19 protein-coding genes are annotated in these 18,595 nt (G+C 63.1%); 8 read left to right on the top strand and 11 right to left on the bottom strand.

Translation table 11 applies throughout. From position 1 onward, the window contains the following. Positions 1–123: 123 nt before the first annotated feature. Both ACSQ3L_RS01020 and ACSQ3L_RS01015 read right to left on the bottom strand, forming a co-directional pair. On the bottom strand, positions 124–1,455 hold the full coding sequence (locus ACSQ3L_RS01020) for an ABC transporter substrate-binding protein (protein WP_436158244.1): 1,332 nt from the start codon (positions 1,453–1,455) through the stop codon (positions 124–126). A gap of 538 nt (positions 1,456–1,993) precedes the next feature. Further along, entirely contained in the window at positions 1,994–2,683 is a 690-nt protein-coding gene (locus ACSQ3L_RS01015; protein ID WP_436158243.1) for a PIG-L deacetylase family protein, read from the bottom strand. A 29-nt stretch (positions 2,684–2,712) separates the two neighbouring features. On the opposite strand from ACSQ3L_RS01015, the gene ACSQ3L_RS01010 reads away from it, so the two are divergent. The 5 genes from ACSQ3L_RS01010 to nhaA all read left to right on the top strand — a co-directional run bounded on the left by ACSQ3L_RS01010 (position 2,713) and on the right by nhaA (position 9,662). Continuing rightward, positions 2,713–3,603: a DMT family transporter gene (locus ACSQ3L_RS01010; RefSeq protein ID WP_436158242.1), complete on the top strand. Its 891-nt coding sequence runs from the start codon at positions 2,713–2,715 to the stop codon at positions 3,601–3,603. 94 nt (positions 3,604–3,697) lie between these two features. Continuing rightward, entirely contained in the window at positions 3,698–6,277 is a 2,580-nt protein-coding gene (gene hrpB, locus ACSQ3L_RS01005) for an ATP-dependent helicase HrpB (protein WP_436158241.1), read from the top strand. A gap of 32 nt (positions 6,278–6,309) precedes the next feature. Then, positions 6,310–7,635, top strand: coding sequence for an ActS/PrrB/RegB family redox-sensitive histidine kinase (locus ACSQ3L_RS01000; protein ID WP_436158240.1), 1,326 nt, complete (start codon positions 6,310–6,312; stop codon positions 7,633–7,635). A gap of 85 nt (positions 7,636–7,720) precedes the next feature. After that, positions 7,721–8,284 (top strand): ActR/PrrA/RegA family redox response regulator transcription factor, encoded by a 564-nt coding sequence (locus ACSQ3L_RS00995; protein ID WP_183445738.1) that lies wholly within the window; start codon positions 7,721–7,723, stop codon positions 8,282–8,284. A 184-nt stretch (positions 8,285–8,468) separates the two neighbouring features. Further along, positions 8,469–9,662, top strand: coding sequence for a Na+/H+ antiporter NhaA (gene nhaA / locus ACSQ3L_RS00990; RefSeq protein ID WP_436158239.1), 1,194 nt, complete (start codon positions 8,469–8,471; stop codon positions 9,660–9,662). A gap of 9 nt (positions 9,663–9,671) precedes the next feature. Here nhaA and ACSQ3L_RS00985 read toward each other — a convergent pair whose 3' ends face one another. The 4 genes from ACSQ3L_RS00985 to cueR all read right to left on the bottom strand — a co-directional run bounded on the left by ACSQ3L_RS00985 (position 9,672) and on the right by cueR (position 12,380). After that, positions 9,672–10,172 carry an MmcB family DNA repair protein gene (locus tag ACSQ3L_RS00985; protein ID WP_436158238.1) on the bottom strand — a complete coding sequence of 167 codons (501 nt, stop codon included), beginning with the start codon at positions 10,170–10,172 and terminating at the stop codon, positions 9,672–9,674. 313 nt (positions 10,173–10,485) lie between these two features. Continuing rightward, positions 10,486–10,725: a hypothetical protein gene (locus tag ACSQ3L_RS00980; RefSeq protein WP_436158237.1), complete on the bottom strand. Its 240-nt coding sequence runs from the start codon at positions 10,723–10,725 to the stop codon at positions 10,486–10,488. A 760-nt stretch (positions 10,726–11,485) separates the two neighbouring features. Further along, positions 11,486–11,809, bottom strand: coding sequence for a protamine-2 (modular protein) (locus tag ACSQ3L_RS00975; RefSeq protein ID WP_436158236.1), 324 nt, complete (start codon positions 11,807–11,809; stop codon positions 11,486–11,488). 148 nt (positions 11,810–11,957) lie between these two features. After that, a complete protein-coding gene (gene cueR / locus ACSQ3L_RS00970; RefSeq protein ID WP_436158235.1) occupies positions 11,958–12,380 on the bottom strand; it encodes a Cu(I)-responsive transcriptional regulator in 423 nt (140 codons plus the stop codon). 228 nt (positions 12,381–12,608) lie between these two features. On the opposite strand from cueR, the gene ACSQ3L_RS00965 reads away from it, so the two are divergent. Further along, the gene (locus tag ACSQ3L_RS00965) at positions 12,609–13,226 is read left to right on the top strand and encodes a L,D-transpeptidase (protein ID WP_436158234.1); all 618 of its coding nucleotides are present in this window, start codon (positions 12,609–12,611) and stop codon (positions 13,224–13,226) included. 163 nt (positions 13,227–13,389) lie between these two features. Here the strand turns inward: ACSQ3L_RS00965 and ACSQ3L_RS00960 are convergent, their stop codons facing one another. From ACSQ3L_RS00960 to trpS, 4 genes are all read right to left on the bottom strand, one after another. Further along, the gene (locus ACSQ3L_RS00960) at positions 13,390–13,716 is read right to left on the bottom strand and encodes an NIPSNAP family protein (RefSeq protein ID WP_027039720.1); all 327 of its coding nucleotides are present in this window, start codon (positions 13,714–13,716) and stop codon (positions 13,390–13,392) included. 66 nt (positions 13,717–13,782) lie between these two features. Beyond that, the gene (locus tag ACSQ3L_RS00955) at positions 13,783–14,352 is read right to left on the bottom strand and encodes a NifU family protein (protein ID WP_436158233.1); all 570 of its coding nucleotides are present in this window, start codon (positions 14,350–14,352) and stop codon (positions 13,783–13,785) included. 132 nt (positions 14,353–14,484) lie between these two features. Then, entirely contained in the window at positions 14,485–14,976 is a 492-nt protein-coding gene (locus ACSQ3L_RS00950; protein WP_056590042.1) for a universal stress protein, read from the bottom strand. A gap of 108 nt (positions 14,977–15,084) precedes the next feature. Beyond that, on the bottom strand, positions 15,085–16,152 hold the full coding sequence (gene trpS / locus ACSQ3L_RS00945) for a tryptophan--tRNA ligase (RefSeq protein ID WP_436158232.1): 1,068 nt from the start codon (positions 16,150–16,152) through the stop codon (positions 15,085–15,087). Between the two features lie 189 nt (positions 16,153–16,341). Here trpS and ACSQ3L_RS00940 point away from each other — a divergent pair, with 189 nt between their 5' ends. Both ACSQ3L_RS00940 and ACSQ3L_RS00935 read left to right on the top strand, forming a co-directional pair. After that, on the top strand, positions 16,342–16,587 hold the full coding sequence (locus tag ACSQ3L_RS00940; protein WP_127411347.1) for a type II toxin-antitoxin system VapB family antitoxin: 246 nt from the start codon (positions 16,342–16,344) through the stop codon (positions 16,585–16,587). Next, positions 16,587–16,991 (top strand): type II toxin-antitoxin system VapC family toxin, encoded by a 405-nt coding sequence (locus ACSQ3L_RS00935; RefSeq protein WP_436158231.1) that lies wholly within the window; start codon positions 16,587–16,589, stop codon positions 16,989–16,991. The genes ACSQ3L_RS00940 and ACSQ3L_RS00935 overlap by 1 nt, the downstream gene beginning before the upstream one ends. Here ACSQ3L_RS00935 and murJ read toward each other — a convergent pair. Further along, positions 16,966–18,564, bottom strand: a complete 1,599-nt coding sequence (gene murJ, locus ACSQ3L_RS00930; RefSeq protein WP_436158230.1) for a murein biosynthesis integral membrane protein MurJ — start codon at positions 18,562–18,564, stop codon at positions 16,966–16,968. The genes ACSQ3L_RS00935 and murJ overlap by 26 nt on opposite strands. Positions 18,565–18,595 lie beyond the last annotated feature (31 nt).

Below are 18,595 nucleotides of genomic sequence, written 5' to 3'. Positions count from 1 at the left end.
GTCCTGCTTCGGTCACTTTAAGCCGTCTCTGTCATGGAATTTATCTGAACCGCGTCCCGTGCCAAGGGCGGCACGGGACGCGTCGGGCCTAGCTCGGGAGGAGCTGGTTACATCTTGCCCCAGTTACATCTTGCCGTCGTCCTGGAAGACCTGCGTCCAGTCCTTGACCAGGCCGTCCAGCGCATCCTTGGCCGAGCCCTGGCCGGCGACGACATAGTCATGGAAGCGCTTCTGCGAGGCCTGCAGCAGCGGCGCGTAGCTCGGCTCGGCCCAGAAGTCCTTCACGACGGCCATCGAGTCGAGGAAGGTCTGCGCGTAGGGCTGGCTGGCCGGGAAGGCCGGATCCTTGACCACCGCGTTAAGGCAGGAATAGCCGCCGAGCGACCACCATTTGGCCTGCACGTCCTTGTTGGCGAACCATTTGATGTATTTCAGCGCCGCTTCCTGCTTGTCGGAATAGGACACCACCGAAATACCCTGGCCGCCGAGTTGGGCGAACTGCTCGCCGTCCGGACCCTTGGGATTGACGAAGTAGCCGATCTTGTCGCCGCCGACATTCTCGTCCTTCTGCAAGCCGGGCCATGTGAAGGCAAAGTTCATGTGCATCGCCACCTGGCCAGATTTGAAGGCATCGACGCCTTCGCCCATGTAGCTGTTCGACGCTCCAGGCGGCGTGCAGCAATCATAGAGCGCCTTGTAGAACTCCAGGCCCTTCACCGATTTGTCGGAATTGACGAAGCCTTCCATCTCGTAGGGCTTCTTGGGGTTCTCGTACTGGAAGCCGTAGCTGTAGAGCACGTCCATGGCGCCCATGGTGATGCCTTCAGAGCCGCGCTCGGTGTAGATCGAGGCGCCATAGACGGTCTTGCCGTCGATCTCGCGCTTCTGGAAGAATTCGGCGACCTGCTTCAACTGGTCGAAGGTGGTCGGCGGGCCGAGATCCCAGCCATACTTCTCCTTGAACTCTTTCTGCAGCTCCGGCTTGGAGAACCAGTCCTTGCGATAGGTCCAGCCGACGACGTCGCCCATGGCCGGCAGCGCCCAGTAGTTCGGCGTGTTCTTCGGCCATTCCGAATAGCCGACGACGGTTGCCGGCACGAAATCGTCCATGCTGATCTTCTCCTTGTCGAAGAAGTCGTTCAGCTTGACATAGTGGCCGTTCTCGGCGGCGCCGCCGATCCACTGGCTGTCGCCGATGATCAGGTCGCACAATTTGCCGTGCGAGTTGAGCTCGTTGAGGAAACGGTCGGCATAGTTGGTCCACGGCACGAACTCGAATTTCATGCCGATGCCGGTTTCCTTGGTAAAATCCTTGGACAGTTCGACAAGCGCGTTGGCCGGGTCCCAGGCGGCCCAGCACAGCGTCAGGTCTTCAGCGTGCGCGACGTTCGAGACGGCTGTCGACGCTGTGATCGCCGAGGTCAGTCCCAACGCCAGTTTCAAGCTCGATTTCATGACTTCCTCCCATTTGCGAAACGCGCCCGGATGACGGTTTCAAGAGCCCTCAACCCCTCTCCTCAGGGGGCCTAAACATGGCGGCGCGGCGGCGCCGCAGATGTTTAGTAATTTGTTTAGTGATGCAATTTTTACTAAACAAGGCAAGCGAATTCGTTGCTGCGCCGCAGCATGCCGGGGGTGGGCTCTGAAAACGTTGGGAAAAAGCATCGGCTGTTACGCGCATGGGCACGGATCTATGAAACGAATTGGTGAACGGGTGCTTTGAGTGCCAGTGGGCTGTGTCGCCGCCATCGTGGCTTGTCGACCCCCACTCCGTCGCCGCTCCGCGGCGCCACCTCTCCCCCGATCGACGGGGTAGAGGAAGGGCAAGAGCTCGCCGTCCTTGGCTCCTTCCTCTCCCTCCGGAGGGGGGAGAGGTGGCGCCGCGAAGCGGCGACGGAGTGGGGGAAGCCATTGCCCAGGCGCGATGGCGTTGCCCAGGAAAAATCAATATGGCTCACTGGGCATCAGGAACATTCACAGGACGTCTCTCGGTTCAGCCGACGCGTTTGGTGCTCACCATGACCTTCCGGATCGGCGGCGCCGGAGGCAGCAGTTCGCGGATGTCGGCGAAGGGGAATGTCGGTTCGAAGCGGAAGGCTTCGGCCAATGACCCCTGAGCGCCGTTGCACTGGCCGGCGCGAAAAAGGTTCTGCGTTCGCGCGCCTTCGACAAAGCGGTCGGGATCCTGCGACTGGTGCATGCGGATCGCCTTCGCCTTGATGTCGGCATGGGCGGAAATGTCGACATAGTGCGTCGGCGAAAAACCAGTGCCGCCCATCGTGTCGGCATGCAGCACCGGTACCGCGAACGACGCCGCGATGCGCACGCCGTCCGACAGCGCGCGGTGGTCGGCGTGATAGTCGTTGGGTGCATGCGTGATCGCCAGGTCCGGTCCGATCTCGCGAATCAGCGTTTTCAGCGCCCCGATCAGCGCTGCATCGGCCACCAGTTCGCCGTCGGGAAAATCGAGGAAACGTAGCGTCGCCCCGAGCAGCGCGGCCGCGGCCGTCGCTTCCTCGCGACGGAAACGAGCGAGAACAACGGGATCACTCTTGCCGCCCTTGGCACCATCCGTGGCTATGGCAAAAGTGAGTTCTGCGCCTTGCGCGGCATAGGCGGCCATCGTACCGAACATGAAGATCTCGATGTCGTCCGGATGCGCACCGAGCGCTAGGATTTTCAAACCACTCTCTCCCCCGGAAATGGAACAACGTGACGAACGGAATCCTGCTCGCCCTGATCGCCTATGCAAGCTATTCGGGCAGCGATGCCGTTGTCAAAAGCCTGGGCGGTCAGCTCACGATCTTCGAGATCGGCTTTTTCATAACCTTGTTTGCCGGCTTCTTCCTCTTCTTCACGCGGCCGGCGGGCGAGCGCTGGCGCGATTTCTGGCGCGCCAAAAGGCCTTGGGCAGTGCAGGCGCGGGCTTGGGCGGGTATCGCTTCCGGCGTGCTCAGCGTCTATGCCTTCACCACCATTCCGCTGGCCGAGGTCTATGCGCTGATCTTCCTGGCGCCGCTCTGCGTCACCATCCTCTCCACGCTGATCCTCAAGGAGAAGGTCGGCCCCTGGCGCTGGCTGGCGGTGGTCGCCGGTTTTGCCGGGGTCATGCTGGTGGTGCGGCCAGGGTTTCGCGAACTCAGTCTTGGTCACCTTGCCGCCTTCGGCGTTGCCTTCCTCGCCGCCACCAGCGTCATCCTGATGCGTTCGCTGGCGAAGCAGGAAAAACGCACCACGATGCTCGGCGTGCTGGTCGGCTACGGCCTGTTGTTCAACGGCGTCGGTGCCGCCGCCACCTCATTCACCGTTCCGGACGGTAAGCAACTGATGTGGCTGGCGATGGCCGGTGCCTTCACGGCAGCAGGACAATTCCTGCAGCTTCTGGCCATGAAATACGCGCCCGCCAACCGGGTCGCGCCGACGCATTATTCGCAGATCGTCTGGGCGGTGATCCTCGGCGCCTTGTTCTTCCAGGAATATCCGGACGGCCTGTCGCTGATTGGCCTGGCGGTCGTCGGTGGCGCCGGCCTGCTGACCATGGTGCGCGAGGAAGCCCGGCTGGGCACGGTACGCTGGAATCCGTTTTCCCGCACCCGGCTTTGAATGGCTTCAGCCCATAAGTTGCATGGCCCCCGCGACCACTGATATGCGGACGTAAGCGCGCTTGCCACGATTGGACGAACGCATTCCTGGACCGATGATCACAAACCCCCTGCCGGAGCTTCCGGTATCCGCCGTGCTGCCGGCGCTGGGCGACGCGCTCGGCCATGGCAACAGCGCCGTGCTGGTGGCGCCGCCCGGTGCCGGCAAGACGACGCTGGTGCCGCTGGCGCTGCTTGACGCGTCCTGGCTTGGTGCCGGCAAGATCGTGCTCCTCGAGCCGCGCCGGCTCGCCGCCCGAGCCGCCGCCCGCCGCATGGCGCAATTGCTTGATGAGGAACCCGGCGCCACCGTCGGCTATGCCATGCGCATGGAAAACCGCATTTCGGCAAAGACAAGGATATTGGTCGTCACCGAAGGCGTGCTGGCGCGCATGATCCTCGACGATCCCGAATTGCCCGGTGTCTCGGCTGTCATTTTCGATGAATTCCACGAGCGTTCGCTCGACGGCGATTTCGGTCTCGCTCTGGCGCTCGACGTGCAAGGGGCGCTGCGGCCGGACCTGCGTTTGCTGGTGATGTCGGCGACGCTTGACGGTGCGCGTGTCGCGAAACTGCTGTCGGGCGCGCCGGTCATCGAGAGCGAAGGCCGCGCCTTCCCTGTCGACATCCGCTATGACGAGCGCCCCGCCGGCACCACCATCGAGGACGCCATGGCCAAGTCGATCCGCGCCACCCTTGCCGACGAAAGCGGCAGCGTGCTCGCCTTCCTGCCCGGCCAGCGCGAGATCGAGCGCACCGCCGAGCGGCTGGCCGGCAAGGTCGGCGCCGATACCGACATCGTGCCGCTTTACGGCATGCTCGACGGCAAGGCGCAGGACGCGGCGATCAAGCCGCCGCCGGCCGGTCGCCGCAAGGTGGTGCTGGCCACCTCGATTGCCGAAACGTCGATCACCATCGACGGCGTGCGCGTCGTCATCGATTCCGGCCTGTCGCGGCTGCCGCGCTATGAGCCGGCCAGTGGCTTGACCCGACTGGAGACCGTGCGCGTCAGCAAGGCTTCCGCCGACCAGCGCGCCGGCCGTGCCGGACGCACGCAGCCTGGCGTCGCCATCCGGCTGTGGCGAGCCGAGCAGACGGCTGCACTTCCTGCCTTCACGCCGCCGGAAATCCTTGAGGCCGACCTGTCGGGCATGCTGCTCGATTGCGCCGCCTTCGGCGTTGCCGATCCGACAGGGCTCGCCTTTCTCGATCCGCCGCCCGGGCCGGCCCTCAATGAGGCAAGAGCGCTGCTGCGCGCGCTGGATGCCATCGACGAGGCTGGGCGCCTGACGGATGCGGGTGCTGCGATGCGCAAGCTCGCTCTCCCGGTGCGGTTGGCGCATATGGTCGCCGAGGCAGCGAAGAGCGGCCATGCCTTCGAGGCAGCGATGCTTGCCGTGCTGCTCACCGAGCGCGGCCTTGGTGGCGACGGCGCCGATCTGGAACGACGGTTGATGCGCTTTCGCTCCGATCGATCGCCGCGCGCGACGGCTGCGCGGCAGCTAGCCGAACGGCTGGCGCGGCAGGCTGGCACCTCTTCACCCTCCCCCTTGTGGGGAGGGTCGATCCGCGAAGCGGAGCGGGGTGGGGGTAGGCCGGGCGCGGCTCCCCCACCCCGTCTCCCTCGCCTTGCTGCGCAAGGCGCGCTCGCCGACCCTCCCCACAAGGGGGAGGGTGCCGGCGCTCTTCTGATCCACGCCTGGCCTGACCGCGTCGCCAAGGCGCGCGGCGAGCGCGGCCGTTTCGTGCTGGCCAATGGCTCGGGCGCGATGGTGGACGCGGCCGACTCGCTGGCCGGCGAGCCGTTTCTGGTCGTCGCCGACCTGCAGGGCAAGGCACAGAATGCGCGCATCACATCGGCAGCGGCCATCAGCGAGGACGATGTCCGTGCCACGCTCGCCGACAGGATCGAGACTCGCCGTGAAACGAGCTTCGACCGCGACAAACGCGCCGTGCGCGTGCGCGAAACCGTGCGCCTGGGCGCCATCACGCTTGCCGAGCGCATGCTGCCGCCGCCAACCGGCGCTGACGCCGACCACGCCATAACAGATGCGGTGCGTGAGCATGGCCTGTCGCTGCTGAGCTGGAGCAAGGAGGCGCAAACGCTGCGCCAGCGGCTTGGCTGGCTGCATCGCGGCCTTGGTGCGCCATGGCCCGATATGGCGGATGCCGCCCTCATCGAGCGCCTCGACGACTGGCTGCTGCCTTACCTGTCCGGCGCGGCATCGTTTGCCGCCATCGATGCGGGCGTTGTCTCGGCGGGACTGGCCAGCCTCGTGCCGCACGATCTGCAGCGCAGGATCGATACGCTGGCGCCGACCCATTTCGATGCTCCGTCGGGCAGCCATGTGCCGATCCGCTATGACGGCGAATGGCCGGTGCTGGCGGTTCGCGTGCAGGAGCTGTTTGGCCTCGACCGCCATCCTTCGATCGCCAATGGCACTGTGCCGCTGACGCTCGAACTCCTGTCGCCGGCGCATCGGCCGATCCAGACGACGCGCGACCTGCCCGGCTTCTGGCGCGGTTCCTGGGCCGATGTCCGCGCCGACATGCGCGGCCGCTACCCCAAGCATGTCTGGCCGGAAAACCCGCTGCTCGCCACCGCCACCGCCCGGGCCAAACCCAGAGGTACCTAGCCTTCGCGGCCGCACGGCTGTAATCCATTGCGATGATCAACGTTTTGCGTTCGCCCGATTTCCAGCAGAGCCAGAGACTGCGCCTCAACACGCTGATCCGGTTGCGCTGGCTTGCCATCGTCGGTCAGAGCGTTGCGGTTCTCGTCGTTGCCTATGGCCTGAAGTTTCCGCTGCCGGTCAGCCTCTGCTTCGCCCTGATCGCCTGTTCGGCCTGGATGAACCTGTTTCTCGCCTTCCGGTTTCCGGCGGCGCACCGGCTCACGCCGCTGGCAGCCTTCGGCATCCTCATCTTCGACAGCTTGCAGCTGGCAGGCCTGCTCTACATGACCGGCGGCCTGACCAACCCGTTCTCGCTGCTGATGACCGTGCCTGTCGTCATTTCGGCGACATCGCTGCCCCTGCGCCTGACCGCCATCCTCGGCGGGCTGGTGATGTCTGCGGCGACCTTGCTGGTCTTTGTCCATCTGCCGCTGCCCTGGCATGAGGATGCGCCGCTGGCGATGCCCTTCATCTATGTCGCCGGCATGTGGATGGCGTTGCTATCCTCGATCGCCTTCACCGCCATATATGCCTTCCGGGTGGCCGCCGAAGCCCGGCTTCTGGCCAATGCGCTTGCCGCCACCGAACTGGTGCTGCAGCGCGAGCAGCATCTTTCGGCGCTCGACGGGCTGGCCGCCGCGGCCGCGCACGAGCTTGGCACGCCGCTCGCCACCATCGCGCTTGTCGCCAAGGAGATGGAAAAGGCGCTCGGCAAGGATCCGAAATACGGGGAAGACGTGACGCTGTTGCGCTCGCAGAGCGAGCGTTGCCGCGAGATCCTCAAGCGGCTGACCAGCCTGTCCTCCGAGGGCGAGGCGCATCTTTCGCGGCTGCCGCTGACCTCGCTGGTCGAAGAAGTCACCGCCCCGCACCGCGATTTCGGCATCTCGATCAAGCTTCGGCCCGGCGAACGCATCGGCCCCGAGCCGGTCGGGCGACGCAATCCGGGCGTCATCTACGGCCTCGGCAACCTGGTCGAGAACGCCGTCGATTTCGCCCGCAAAAGCGTCACCGTGCGCTGGAGCTGGGACGACGCCACCGTCACCTTCTCGATCATCGATGACGGCCCCGGCTTTCCGGCCGAGATCATCGACCGCATCGGCGAGCCCTATATGTCGACGCGCCAGGGCAATGAAACCGGCGGCGGGCTGGGGCTTGGCCTGTTCATCGCCAAGACCCTGCTCGAACGCTCGGGTGCCACGCTCGATTTCCGCAATTCGAGCGGCCTGGGCGAAGGCGCCGTGGTACGGATATCGTGGCCGCGCGGTGTGTTCCTCAACCCGGAAATCACTTCGGCCAGCATGTTCGACACCGCCTGAGAGCCTTGAAGCAGCTCTAAAAATTGGACAATGAGGCTCAGGAACTATATCTGCGTAAAATTAAGGCAGCAGGAATTTTGAGACTATGACAGGCGACGAAAATATTGGCGCAATGGTTGAAGGCGAGGACACCTCGCTGCTCATCGTCGACGACGACAAGCCGTTTCTCACGCGTCTGGCCCGCGCCATGGAAACCAGGGGCTTCGTGGTCGAGACGGCCGAGAGTGTCGAGGAGGCGGTTGCCAAGGCGCGCGCCAATCCACCCGCCTATGCCGTGGTCGATATGCGGCTCGGCGACGGCAACGGCCTCGACGTGGTCGCGGCGATCCGCGAAAAGCGTCAGGATTCCCGCACCATCATCCTGACCGGCTATGGCAACATCGCCACCGCGGTGACCGCGGTGAAGCTCGGCGCCGTCGACTACCTCTCCAAGCCCGCCGATGCCGACGATATCTTCGCGGCACTCACCCGCACCGCCGGCGAGCGCGCGGCGCCGCCGGAAAACCCGATGTCGGCCGACCGCGTCCGCTGGGAACATATCCAGCGCGTCTACGAAATGTGCGAGCGCAATGTCTCCGAGACCGCGCGCCGGCTCAACATGCATCGCCGCACCTTGCAGCGGATACTGGCCAAGCGCGCGCCGCGTTAACCAGAGCTTCGTCATCCTATGGTCTGCGCCGCGTCGCTTCGCTCCTTGCTCCGCCATAGGATGACGAAGCGATGGGCGTTTCGGCCAATCTCCGAGGTATGCGATCTTAGGCGTCTTGCATAGTCGGCAACGGCTGCGCATCATTCATAGGAGCCTGGCACCCAGACCCGGCGACGGAGGCAACATGGACTTGAAGCAGCGGCCGGTTTCCGTCTTCCGCGAATTTCTCGATAGCGAAGCGGCCGGCGGCATCGTCCTGATGGCGGCGGCGGCGCTTGCCCTGATCGTCGCCAATTCGCCGCTCGCCGAAACCTACTTTTCCGCGCTCCACGCCTATCTCGGCCCGCTCAGCCTGTCGCATTGGGTCAATGACGGACTGATGGCGGTGTTCTTCCTGCTCGTCGGGCTGGAGATCAAGCGCGAGATGCTGGACGGCCAGCTTTCCACCTGGCCCCGGCGCATGCTGCCCGGCATCGCCGCAGCCGGTGGCATGCTGGTTCCGGCACTCGTCTATGTCGCCATCAACCGCAACAATGCGGCGGCACTCTCCGGCTGGGCGATTCCGACCGCCACCGACATCGCTTTCGCCCTCGGCGTGCTGTCGCTGCTCGGCAGCCGCGTGCCGGCCTCGCTGAAGGTGTTCCTCACCGCGCTTGCCATCATCGACGATCTCGGTGCCGTCATCATCATCGCCATCTTCTACACCAGCGGCCTGTCGCTGGCTTATCTGGGTGCTGCCTTCGCCGTCATTGCCGCGCTTGTCGTGCTCAACCGCATGCGGGTGATGACGCTGCTGCCCTATCTTGTGCTGGGCGTCATCCTGTGGGTGCTGGTGCTGAAGTCCGGCGTCCATGCCACGCTTGCCGGCGTCGCGTTGGCGCTGACCATCCCGCTTGAACGCTCCGCCGGGATCGGCCATGATCTCGACCATTCGCCGCTGCACCGGCTCGAGCATGGCTTGCACAAGATAGTGGCCTTCGTCGTCATCCCGATCTTCGGCTTTGCCAATGCTGGCGTCTCGCTCGCTGGGCTGAGTTTTGGCGCGCTGATCGAGCCGTTGACGCTGGGTGTCGCCGCCGGCCTGGTGGTCGGCAAACTGGTCGGTGTGTTCGGCTCCTCGGCACTTGCCATCCGGTTCGGCCTTGCCGACCTGCCCGCCAATGCCGGCTGGACGCACATGATCGGCATCTCGCTGCTGTGCGGCATCGGCTTCACCATGAGCCTGTTCATCGGCCTGCTCGCCTTTGCCAGCGACGTGGCGCTGCAGGACGCGGTCAAGGTCGGCATCCTCGCCGGCTCCTTCATCGCGGCCATCCTGGGTGCCGCCGTGCTGCTCATGGCGCCGGCGGTTGGTGGGGTGCAAGAGAGCGAAGAGTAAGGCGAAAACCTACTCGCTCTCACCCTCCAGCGCCGGCACCGGCACGCCGGCAAGTTCCGCCGCCAGCAGCCGCGAAGCCCCGGCTCGCGCGATCCGCAGCATCAGCGCCTTGCGTGTGGCCGCCGCCATGCGGTGTTCGGGCGCATCGCGCAGGATTTCTGCGCCATAGCCATCGGAGAGGATGAAACCACACTCCTCGGGAAAGATCTCCGAAGGCACGCCGGGATGGGTGGCGAAGAAGAAGCGGTCGGAGTGCAGCCGGTAATCGGGCCATTTGCGGTCGACCCTGAAATCCTCGATCGAGGATTTGATCTCGATGATCCAGATGTCGCCCTGCCGGGTCAGCGCGACGAGGTCGGCCCGGCGGCCGGTGGCCAGCGACAATTCGGGCAGCACATGCGCGCCCATTTCCATCAGCAGCCGCTGCACGCCGCGCCGCACCAGCATGGCGCGTTCGGACTGGCGACCGTCGATGAGAGGGTTGATTGGGATGGGAGAGATGATTGGCATGGCGGCACCATGCCAGATTTTGTTCACGGTTTGAACATGTTTTATGCGGGCGATTTGACAAACCCGCCCTCATAAAAGGTTCATGAACGACAGCTAACATGCTCCCTTGAGGGAGGGTATTTTTGTTGTTGGATGATGAAAATCCGGGGCGCCGTTACGCCTTTCGCCTTGAGCGCGTCGAAGAGGGGCATACCCTAACAATTGTAATTTTCTACTCGCCGACCGAGGCAAAGACCCTGATAAACCATTTGGATGGGCGCTATCGCTTGATGCTTGGCGATATACAAGTATGGCCCAACAGGGCATCAATCCACTAGCGGCTCTCGACCAATTCGAGTTTAGACCGAATTGCATTGATGGCGTTTATGATGGCATCGGCTGTCTGGCGGTCGAGCGCGACATCAACGCGGCCCTCCGTTGTCTGGAGGGAAAGAATTCCAAAAGCGCCGCGCTTGTCCGTGACCGTGCAAACGTGAATTTCGGTCGGCACGAAAGGCGCTTTTCCCATCCGGTCCATCAGATTGCTCGCGTCACATTGGCGGAGCTGGGACAATCGCGCAATCCGGCAGCGCGTTCAAGCGGGCTTAGGTTGTACCGGCCCTGTCCCTTTCCACCGGATGCACTGCGCATCCTTTGGCGGGCGCTACCCAGCCGTAGATGGCTAGAAGATCGCCCCGGCTGGCGGCTCGATATTCGGCCATTGGTAAAGCGATAGCGCTGCAAGCGGCCTTCATAGTGGCACTCGTTTGCCACCTCGGCCACGAACATTGAATTGCGGTGATCGCCATTAAATTAGCTAAAGCTCATATAAGGTGGTATTTTGGAAAGCAGCCGGAGCTCCCCCACTACACCCCGCTCCGGTCAGGCCCGATAGCAGTCCACCCAAGGGAAAGGCTACCGGGCCGCCCCTTCTATCAAGTCTGCTTGCTCATTGCAGGCAGCGCCCGTCAACGGGACGACAACTCGGCCTCGCGCCTCAAACATATAATCGCTGCCAAAATGGCCGACGCGGCTGCCGGTGAGGCAACGTTGCCCAAGTCGCGTCGGCCATCTGCGGCGAATTTGCCGCTCGCCAAATTTAGCGCTCCGCAAGGGGTGGACAACGTATCCTGGCGGGTTGGTCAGAAACGTACAGTTGGCTCGGTATTCTGCTTGCAACCAACCCCTGGCTCACCCGTTGACCCAATGCTGGGTTGATCCCCCGGCACTCCAGAGCCTGCCCGCTGCCCGACGGCGGCGGGCCTTTTTTGCCCGGTTGCAATCTAGAGGGAAGGCTCCGCCGACGCCGAGCCTTCGCGTTTTGCCGGATCTCCTCAGAAGCGGATCCAGAAGGATCTGCGGAAACATCTGCGGCGCCAGTAGCCGTTGCGCCAATAGCGGCGGCAAACCCGTCTCCACCCGCGACGGCGGCGGTGCCACCCGCGATGCCACCTGCGATGCCGCACGAACTCGATGCCGTCTTGGACATCAGGACCATCCTGGTCGAGGACAGCGTCGGACGGTTTGTCGAGTTCATCGAGAATGCCGGGTCCCGTATTCGGGATGCCGGCCAATGCGGTGGCAGGACGCGCAAGTGCGATCACGGTCGTAGCCCCGGCCAGCCCAAGCATTCCAGTCAGAAACAATCGCCGATCCATGCCAACCTCCATCGTTGATCATTGCGACAACAAAGACATAGAGCGTCAGGTTAACGCGGCCAGACGCCGAAGAAAATTGGTTCAGTCGAACCTGCGTGCCGCATCCGTTTCGACGCTCACCGGCACGCCCTGGCGCAGGGGACGGTCGTTATGCGGGCGCCGAGGCGCCCTTGTCTCTGGGTAACGCAGCTCCCGCCATGTCATCAAGGATCGGACAATCAGGTCTCTCGTCGCCATGGCAGGCGTGGATCAGTTTCTGCAGGGTCGAGCGCATCGACTGCAGTTCGCGGACCTTCTCTTCGATCGCCGTGACATGGGAAGCGGCGATCTCACGCACGTCATGGCTGGCGCGGCTGCGATCGCGGTAAAGCGCCATCAGCTGGCGGCAATCGTCGATGGAAAAACCGAGGTTGCGCGCGCGGCGCAGAAAGGCCAGCCGGTGGACATCGTCTCCGGAATAATCGCGGTAGCCGTTGGCGGCGCGCGCCGGGGCGATCAGGCCGATCTCTTCATAGTAGCGGATAGTCTTGGCGGGCAGGCCGGAGCGGTGGGCGGCGTCACCGACGTTCATGACCGATTCTCCTCGATTTCCGGGAGCCCGCGGGGATGGCCCCTTGAATTTGCTTCACAATCCTGTGGGTGCTGTTGCCGAAATGCCATAGTGATACGCTTACCAGCACGTCAGCACAGGCATATAGGCATCGCGCGCTTGGCAAGCAAAGCAAATGCCAGCATGAATGATTTTGAGAAAGCGGCCGACTCGTGCCGCCGAAGTTGGGGCGGGGCACCGGATCACCTGATGCGCATGAAGTCGTTTGCAATCGTCGCCGCCTTGGCGCTGTCTTCTGCCGTCGCCGGTTGCAGCAGCATCGGCATGCAGGTGTTCTCCAACGATTACGGTGGCGTGACCGACGCCGGCTACCAGCTGCCGCGCATCCCGATCGAGAAGGTGCCGATGAAGTACCATCGGCAGGAAGTGAACTACGACAGCCCGGAAAAGCCGGGCACCATCATCGTCGATACGCAGAACAAGTTCCTGTATTTCATCGAAGGCGACGGCAGGGCGATTCGCTACGGCATCGGCGTCGGCCGCGAAGGCTTCGAGTGGCACGGCACCGCCCACATTGCGCTGAAGCGCGAATGGCCGACCTGGACGCCGCCGAGGCAGATGATCCAGCGCCAGCCGGAACTGGCCAAGTTCGCCAGCGGCATGGAGCCGGGACTAAAGAACCCGCTCGGCGCCCGCGCCATGTACTTGTTCAACAAGGGCGGTGACTCAGGCTATCGCCTGCATGGCAGCCCGGAATGGAATTCGATCGGCAAGGCAATGTCATCAGGCTGCATTCGCTTGATGAATCAGGACATTATCGACCTCTATGACCGCGCCTCGGTCGGCGCCAAGGTCATTGTTCTTTAGGTCATGATCCCGATAAACCGGTATCGGTTTTCGGAAAAGTCATGATCGATAGAGGCAGTTTTCGTAAGCGGACCGTCTAGGCAACAACGGACGTCCCAAACAGAAAACCGGGCAATTCGGCCCGGTTTTTTGTTGTTTGCGCGATGCGACGCCTGCTCGGCGGTCAGGACACCGCCGAGAACGAGGTGGGAACCAAAATTTGGTTGGTGATTGTCTCGGTGATCTGGCCATCACGCTCGGAATCTTCCCGCGCCTGCGTCCAGGCAGGGTCCTTCACGAACGCCGTCCAGCGCTCTTCGCGTTCGGCCAGCGATTCCCATGCCAGCATGTAGGTCAGTTCGTTGTTCGAAGCACCGATCAGCGTGGTAAAAAAACCCGCTTGGCGGATACCGTGCTTTTCCCATAATTTGAGGGTGATCTTGTCGAAGCGATCAAGAAGCGCCGGCAAGCGTCCCGGCAAAGCCCGGTAAACCCGAAGTTCGTAGATCATTTTGGAGTTCCGGAAGCGAAGAAAATCGGACCAGATGGTCAGCAGGGTAGAATTATCAAAGGGACGTCAGGAGACCTGCTCGACCTGCTGCACCTCCGGCACGAAATGGCGCAGAAGGTTCTGGATGCCATGCTTCAGCGTCGCCGTCGATGACGGGCAGCCGGCGCAGGCGCCCTTCATGTGCAGGAACACCGTGCCGTTCTCGAAGCCGCGGAAGGTGATATCGCCGCCATCCTGGGCGACCGCCGGGCGCACCCGCGTGTCGAGCAGTTCCTTGATGGTGATGACCAGCTCCTCGTCGGCCTTGTCATAGAACTCGCCGGTTTGGCTGGTCTCGGCAGCCGGACCGGCCTTGGCCATGACAGGCACACCGGACATGAAATGTTCCATGATGGCGCCAAGGATCGCCGGCTTCAAATGCTGCCAGTCGGGGCCATCCTTGGTCACGGTGATGAAGTCATAACCGAAGAAAACACCGGTGACGCCGGCAATTTCGAACAGTCGGCCAGCCAGCGGCGAGGCGACTGCGGCGCTGTCGGCATCGCGGAAATCGGCGGTGCCTTCCAGGAGCACTTCCTTGCCGGGCAGGAATTTCAGCGTCGTCGGGTTTGGCGTCGATTCGGTCTGGATGAACATGGCCATCTCCGTGCCCGTCTCGGGCAGCTAGTTTGGAACAATTCTAAATAGGCTCTATTGGCTGGACATTCAAGCGAAACGCATCGCCGGAACGGCTGGCTGGCGGAATGTTTTTTCGGCGCTCAACACATCTCACGCGAGGCTGTCGATTTCCTCGTCCGACAGATTCTGAGGCACGACGGTCACCGGGATCGGGAAGGCGGCACCCTTGCCGGCCACGGCGCCGACCAGCGGTCCGGGACCTTCCTTGCCGGCGCCGGCGGCCAGCACCAGGATGGCGATGTCCTGATCCTCCTCGATCAGCTTGTGGATCTCTTCTGTCGGCTTGCCTTCGCGCACCACCATTTCAGGCTCGATACCGAGCTTCTGGCGCACCTTGTTGGCATAAGTATCGAGTGCCGCGCGCGCCGTGGCGGTCGCCTCCTCGCGCATGATCTTCTCGACACCCAGCCAGTGCTGGAAATCGTCCGGCTCGATGACATAGAGCAGCACCAGCGTGCCGCTGGTGCTCTGCGCCCGCTTCGAGGCATAGGCGACGGCGCGCTCACACTCCGGCGTGTCATCGATGATCGCCAGGAATTTCCTGCGATGGCCGGCTTCGCGGCTGAGGCGTTTGGAGACCATGTTTATCTATCTACTCGGTGTCATTTCGGGCGCAATCTGCCACTGCCATCGACCGGCGGCAAGCCGCCGGCCTTGGACCAGTATGGTGCGGTGCACCCGAACCTGGGATCAGCCCTGCAGCAGCCCGATAATGTCGCGCACCGTCTTCATCGTTGCTTCAGCCAGCACGCCGGCGCGCTCGCCGCCATCCTTGAGCACCGCGTCGACATAGGCGCGGTCGTCGGAAATACGGCGCATCTCGCTGGCGATCGGCGCCAGTCTTTCCACGGCAAGGTCGGCCAGCGCCGGCTTGAACACGGAGAACTGCTGGCCGGCGAATTCCTTCAGCACCTCTGCCTTCGACATCTCGGCGAGACCCGCATAGATGCCGACCAGGTTTTCCGCCTCGGGCCGGCCGGCCAGGCCGTCCAACTCGCTCGGCAACGCTTCCGGGTCGGTCTTGGCCTTGCGGATCTTCTTCGAGATGGCGTCGGCGTCGTCGGTCAGATTGATGCGCGACAGATCCGACGGGTCCGACTTCGACATCTTCTTGGAACCGTCGCGCAACGACATGATGCGCGCCGCCGGCCCGCCGATCACCGGCTCGGTCAGCGGGAAATAGCCGTTCACGGTCTCTTCGCCGACCTGCATCTCGACGCCTACGCCAAGGGCGGCGATGCGGTCGGAGAAGTCGTTGTTGAACTTCTGCGCGATGTCGCGGGTCAGCTCCAGATGCTGCTTCTGGTCCTCCCCCACCGGCACGTGCGTGGCGCGATAGAGCAGAATGTCGGCGGCCATCAGGGAGGGATAGGCCAGCAGGCCGAGCGACGCGTTCTCACGGTCCTTGCCGGCCTTGTCCTTGAACTGCGTCATGCGGTTCATCCAGCCGATGCGCGCCACGCAATTGAAGATCCAGGCGAGCTCTGCGTGCTGCATGACCCGCGACTGGTTGAAGACGATGTGCTTTTTCGGGTCGATGCCCGAAGCGAGGAAGGCAGCCGTGATCGACCGCGTCTGGTCGGCGAGGTCTTCATAGACGAGTTGGGCTGTCAGCGAATGCAGGTCGACGACGCAATAGATGCAGTCGGAGGTATCCTGCAGGGCGACGAATTTCTTGATGGCGCCGAGATAGTTGCCGAGATGCAGATTGCCGGTCGGCTGGACACCGGAAAAGACAAGTGGCTTGAAGGCGGTCATGATTGTCCTCATGGCTTGTGGAGGGCCGTTTCGCGCGCGGCGAAAGTCTTGCGACGGCGCGCTTATGGACGAAGGCGTTGAGAGGATCAAGAGGCTGCTGGGAGCGCCGAAAAAAGCCACCATCATGTTGACATAGTCATGTAGATTACTACATACATGTTGCTATATTTTTCGGTAGGCAGGGCTGTGATGACGATCAACATCAACAACAAGGAGGCCGACAGCTTGACGCGCGCCTTCGCGAAGGTCGAGGGCGTCGGCATAACCGAGGCGATTGTGATCGCGATGCGTGAGGCACTCGAGCGCCGGCGCAACCGCGAGACGCCGCTGGAGACAGCGGCACGGCTCCGCGCCGAGTTCGGAATCGAGCTTAGCGACCGGGCGCGCAACCCGCTGCCGCGCTCGATCTATGATGAATTGTCGGGCGAAGACTGATGTTTGTCGACGCCGCCGCTATTGTTGCGATGCTGAGCCAAGAGGCCGAAGCTGAGCGCTGTGCGCAAGCGATTATCGAAGCATCGGCTCCGTTCACCTCGGCGATCGCTGTCTGGGAGGCCGCGATGGCGCTCTCACGATCGGAAAAGCTGGCCATACCGGTCGACGTAAGCCTGAAGATAGTCAGTCGTTTTCTCGAAGAGCGGGCAATTGCCTTGCGGGAGCTTCCGCCAGCTTCAGACGCAACATCGTTGTCCGTTGAGGCCGCGTCGCGGTTTCGCAACAACGCTATCCGCCTGAACTTGGCTGACTGTTTTCACTACGCTTGCGCGCGCTACTACGGCGTTCCGATGCTTTCGACTGCGGACGAATTCCGTCTCACGGATCTGGAGACTGTTCCTTAGTCGGCGGAGATCCTTTCCGTCCAACATTGCGCCTGATCATGCCGAAATCCGCGCCGCCGGTGACAAACGCGGTGATGAAGTAGAGCAGCGCTCCACCGGCAACGAGCGCCAGGAGCGTCGTCGCCTTGACGACCAGCGGCGAACCCGGGCCGAGCCTTACGGCGAACCAGTGTTCGGCAAAATAGAGCGCCGCTCCCATCACCACCGCCGACAGCACCAGACGTGGGATGCGCTTCATCAGCGGCACGTCGCGACCCCAATGACCGCGCCGGATCAGGACGCCGAGCAGCATCAGCGCATTGACCCACCCAGCGACGGCCGAGGCCACCGCAATGCCGGGCGCGCCCATCCGTGGAAACAGTGTCAGCGCGGTGGTTACGTTGACCGCCACTGAGATGGCGGCAAAGATCATCGGCGTGCGGGTGTCCTCGCGGGCAAAATAGCCTGGCGTGAACGCCTTGATCAGCACGAAGGCCGGCAAGCCGAGGCCGAATATGGCCAGGATCGCCGCCACTGTCGGCGTCGATCCATTGGCGGCGAACGCACCTCGCTCATAGACCAGCCGCACGATCGGCTCCGACATGATCCAGAGTGCTGCTGCTGCCGGCAGCGTCAGGAACAACGTGAACTCGACCGAGCGGTTCTGCAGATTGGCCGCTTCGATCAGATTGCCCGACTTCAGCGCCCGCGACAGTTCGGGCAAAAGCACGATCGCCACCGCGACGCCGACCACGCCGAGCGGCAGCTGGTAGATGCGGTCGGCATAGGCGAGCGAGGATACCGCGCTGTTTTGCGCCGAGGCGATCGCCGTGCCGATCAGCTGGTTGATCTGGGTGATGCCGCCGGTGATTGCCGCCGGCAGCGCCAGGATCAGCAGCCGCTTGACGGCTGGCGTCATCTTCGGACGGCGGAAGCCGATCGAGATGCCTGCATGGCGCACCGCCACCCAGACGATTGCCAGTTGCACCAATCCGGCGGCAAGCACGCCCCAGGATAGCCCGTAGCCGACCGTGAGTGCGTCGGATCCCTTGTACCAGGCATAGGCGAGCACGCCGATCAGGATGATGTTGAGGAACACCGGGGCCACGGCGGCGGCGAAGTAGCGGCGCAGCGAATTCAGCATGCCCGCCATCATGGCGCCCAGCGACATGCAGATCAGATAGGGGAACATGATCGTCGCCAGCGTCACCGTGGTGTCGAATTTCCCCGGTATGCTGGCAAAACCCGGCGCCACCAGATAGCGCACGATCAGTGGCATCGACAGTTCCATGACGATGGTCAGCGCCAGCAGCGCCGTGAACAGCACGCCGAACACTTCCTCGGAAAAGCGCTTGGCGCCATCGGTGCCGTGGGTCTCGATCTCCTTGGCGAACAGCGGCACGAAAGCGGCGTTGAACGCGCCTTCGGCAAACAGCCGGCGAAAGGTGTTGGGAAACTGGAAGGCGGCGTTGAAGGCGTCGGCGACCGGTCCGGTGCCGAGTGCTGCCGCCATCAGCATCTCGCGGCCGAAGCCGAGCGCGCGGCTCATCAGCGTGCCGGAAGCAACCGTTGCGAATTTCTTGACGAGGCTCATGCGTTTGGAGACTGCCTACAGGATGAGGACA

Origin of the sequence: Mesorhizobium sp. LjRoot246, assembly GCF_964254115.1 — a bacterium.
GTDB lineage: Bacteria > Pseudomonadota > Alphaproteobacteria > Rhizobiales > Rhizobiaceae > Mesorhizobium.
Note: the sequence above shows the minus strand (reverse complement) of the source record. Positions and strands in the feature narration are given on the sequence as shown.

Bases quoted from the DNA above. Each gene is read 5' to 3' on its own strand.
- ACSQ3L_RS01020 (WP_436158244.1), bottom strand. From the start codon at position 1,455: ATGAAATCGAGCTTGAAACTGGCGTTGGGACTGACCTCGGCGATCACA.
- ACSQ3L_RS00995 (WP_183445738.1), top strand. From the start codon at position 7,721: ATGACAGGCGACGAAAATATTGGCGCAATGGTTGAAGGCGAGGACACC.
- cueR (WP_436158235.1), bottom strand. From the start codon at position 12,380: ATGAACGTCGGTGACGCCGCCCACCGCTCCGGCCTGCCCGCCAAGACT.
- ACSQ3L_RS01000 (WP_436158240.1), top strand. From the start codon at position 6,310: ATGATCAACGTTTTGCGTTCGCCCGATTTCCAGCAGAGCCAGAGACTG.
- ACSQ3L_RS00960 (WP_027039720.1), bottom strand. From the start codon at position 13,716: ATGATCTACGAACTTCGGGTTTACCGGGCTTTGCCGGGACGCTTGCCG.
- ACSQ3L_RS00935 (WP_436158231.1), top strand. From the start codon at position 16,587: ATGTTTGTCGACGCCGCCGCTATTGTTGCGATGCTGAGCCAAGAGGCC.
- ACSQ3L_RS00950 (WP_056590042.1), bottom strand. From the start codon at position 14,976: ATGGTCTCCAAACGCCTCAGCCGCGAAGCCGGCCATCGCAGGAAATTC.
- ACSQ3L_RS00975 (WP_436158236.1), bottom strand. From the start codon at position 11,809: ATGGATCGGCGATTGTTTCTGACTGGAATGCTTGGGCTGGCCGGGGCT.
- nhaA (WP_436158239.1), top strand. From the start codon at position 8,469: ATGGACTTGAAGCAGCGGCCGGTTTCCGTCTTCCGCGAATTTCTCGAT.
- ACSQ3L_RS00940 (WP_127411347.1), top strand. From the start codon at position 16,342: ATGACGATCAACATCAACAACAAGGAGGCCGACAGCTTGACGCGCGCC.
- hrpB (WP_436158241.1), top strand. From the start codon at position 3,698: ATGATCACAAACCCCCTGCCGGAGCTTCCGGTATCCGCCGTGCTGCCG.
- murJ (WP_436158230.1), bottom strand. From the start codon at position 18,564: ATGAGCCTCGTCAAGAAATTCGCAACGGTTGCTTCCGGCACGCTGATG.
- trpS (WP_436158232.1), bottom strand. From the start codon at position 16,152: ATGACCGCCTTCAAGCCACTTGTCTTTTCCGGTGTCCAGCCGACCGGC.
- ACSQ3L_RS00985 (WP_436158238.1), bottom strand. From the start codon at position 10,172: ATGCCAATCATCTCTCCCATCCCAATCAACCCTCTCATCGACGGTCGC.
- ACSQ3L_RS00955 (WP_436158233.1), bottom strand. From the start codon at position 14,352: ATGTTCATCCAGACCGAATCGACGCCAAACCCGACGACGCTGAAATTC.
- ACSQ3L_RS00965 (WP_436158234.1), top strand. From the start codon at position 12,609: ATGCGCATGAAGTCGTTTGCAATCGTCGCCGCCTTGGCGCTGTCTTCT.